This is a genomic window from Deltaproteobacteria bacterium (assembly GCA_009929795.1).
GTDB lineage: Bacteria > Desulfobacterota > Desulfovibrionia > Desulfovibrionales > Desulfomicrobiaceae > RZZR01.
Genome location: RZZR01000272.1, coordinates 1 through 2327 on the forward strand (window position 1 = coordinate 1; position 2327 = coordinate 2327).

Consider the following 2327-nt stretch of genomic DNA (forward strand, 5'->3'; position numbering starts at 1 on the left):
AAAGATCCAGCAGAAGATCGACAAGGCCATGGAGGCCCTTGAAGCCAAAAAGGCCGCCCTGGCCTCGGCCAAAAGTGCAGTTTTGACGCTCCAGGCCGAACGGCGGGGAGTCCTGGCCAAGGGAGAACGAGTGGAGAGGGAGCAGTCCGGTATCTTGATTGAAACATACGACGATAGGCTCGACGAGGCCCGGTCATGGTTCTTGGATAAGCAAGCCGAGATTCGACGAATGACTGCCGACCAGCAAACGCGCTTGGGGAAGAAAAACCTTGTGACCGATGAGCGCGAACGGACCATTTTTTCAAATTCCCGTTTCATCCGCGAGGCCATGCTGTATTGCACCGCGGCCATTCGAGAAATCGAGAATCTGAAGCTGCTGCCGGAATATCCTGAAGGGCGAATCACGGCCTTGAAGGAGGGACTGCCGGACGTGACCCAGTACGAGGAATTTTCATCGAAGCGGCTTGAAAAAGATGCCTCTTACGTCGGGCGCCAGTTGCCCTGGTCTGAGGATCAGCTAACCTGGGAGGTCAACAAGGTTTTGACTGCCGCGAAAAAACTTGCCCGCACGCCTGCGCCCTCCACGGCTACAACACCATCCAAGAAACGGGCGGCCGGTCTAGACACGAGCGAAATACTGTCCGTACTGGAAAAGGAGTCGAGAGAGCGCCACATGAAAAAGAAAAGCCGCGTAGCCAAGGCAATTTCCGATTTTCACGACTGGCGGGACCGCCGCGAGAAGGCCATTTTCGAGAAAGCCTTGGGCCGCTAGCCCGCCCTGGCATCTGCCCATCGGCCCCAGACCCCCAGCCCGGTCTGGGGCCTTTTTTTATTCCGACCCCCGGTCCCTATCGTGCGGTTTCTAAATTCAGATTACGGGACCGGTCCCCCGACCAGAACGTGTAAGATGCAACCGGGCCTGGGGGTGCATGGCTGGAAAAAAAGTGGGACAGGAGTGGGACAGAAATTTTAGAAACAAAAAAGCCCTTACGGCGATTTGCTGTAAGGGCTTGATTTTACTGGGGTGAGTGATGGGACTTGAACCCACGGCCACTTGGGCCACAACCAAGTGCTCTGCCAACTGAGCTACACTCACCGTGGAGAGGGGACTACTATCCAAAGGCCCGACAGTGGTCAAGGGTATGGTCGGGCGAAAAACAGGATCAGGTCAGGCCTTTTTCCCTGTACAGTTCCAAGTGGCGGCGGAGAACCCAGTTCCCGAGTTCTCCCAGACCGTCCTCGGAGGAAACCTCGGACCAGGCCAAAACGGGTCGTTCGGGATCAGGACGGCGGCCTTGATGAGTGAACTGGATGCCCGTGGACAGAACACCGCCCTGGACGTCGTCAAAGACGTTGACCACCCGGCCGACCAGAAAAAAAACAAGGGGTTTGGTCTGGCTGGGCACTGTGAGGGCCAGGCGGATGAAGCAGTCGGTTCCCTTGCCGGGATTCCAGGCCTGCAGGACGTGCCGGTCGAATTCGAGATGGATTCCTCCGGCCGAGATGTCCTTGATCACGATGTCCGCCGTTCCCGGCTTGGATTTGGCCAGGGGCTGGGGCCAGGCATTGACGTCTCCTTCCAATCCATAGTCTGCACGTTGTTTGACCGGCCAGAGCATGATGCCCTGGATGAGGCGGGTTGGAGGATCGATGCGGAGGTGGCGACGTTTTTGGCCCAGATCGATGGCCATGGGCCTGGCCAGATCGACCAGGGGGAGGCCGATCCCCGAGGTCGGTGTCGTCAGGACTTCGGTGCTGAAGGTGTAGAACACCGGGTTCTGCTTGGTCAGTTGGATTTTGAAGTAGCAGGTCACCTGCCGTCCGATCCAGCGGTCGTCCGGTCTGACATTGGCGGGAAGTTCGAGTCGAAGGGCGGTTTCGGTCAGACCGGCCAGGGAGCAGTAGACGTGTCTCCGGCCACCGCTGCGCGAGTAGAAGGCCATTTCGATCCGGCTGCGGAGATTCATGGCCGTGCTCAGGATGTCGTTCATTTCTCCGGGGTCGACGATTCGGCCGAAGATCAAAGGGGTCTTTTTGAAGACGAACCGATTGAGCACGTAGGAGACGAGGCCGATGGCCACGATGGCCCCGACGACACCGCCAATGATGAGCAGGGTGGTCGAAGACAGATTCGAGCGGCCGAAATTCTGGCCGACATCGTCGAAGGGCGATCTGGCCTGGAGGAGCCAGAATTCAGCGATGGCCGACAGTTGGGCCGGATCCGGGGCGAAGAACAGATTCATACAGCTATGGGCCGGTCCGGTCGGGAAAAGAGTTTTTGGTCATTCGGGTGTCTCGACGTCATCGCGGTGAGGTGAACTCCGGGT

General features: G+C 58.1%; 1 protein-coding gene and 1 tRNA gene. Both read right to left on the reverse strand.

Annotated features, from left to right (window positions below; translation table 11 throughout):
• Positions 1–1020 precede the first annotated feature (1020 nt).
• A tRNA-His gene (locus EOM25_14100) sits at positions 1021–1096 on the reverse strand.
• A gap of 67 nt (positions 1097–1163) precedes the next feature.
• Positions 1164–2243 (reverse strand): PilZ domain-containing protein, encoded by a 1080-nt coding sequence (locus EOM25_14105; GenBank protein NCC26307.1) that lies wholly within the window; start codon positions 2241–2243, stop codon positions 1164–1166.
• Positions 2244–2327 lie beyond the last annotated feature (84 nt).

Coding starts and splice junctions, on each gene's coding strand:
- EOM25_14105 (NCC26307.1), bottom strand. CDS start 2,243: ATGAATCTGTTCTTCGCCCCGGATCCGGCCCAACTGTCGGCCATCGCT.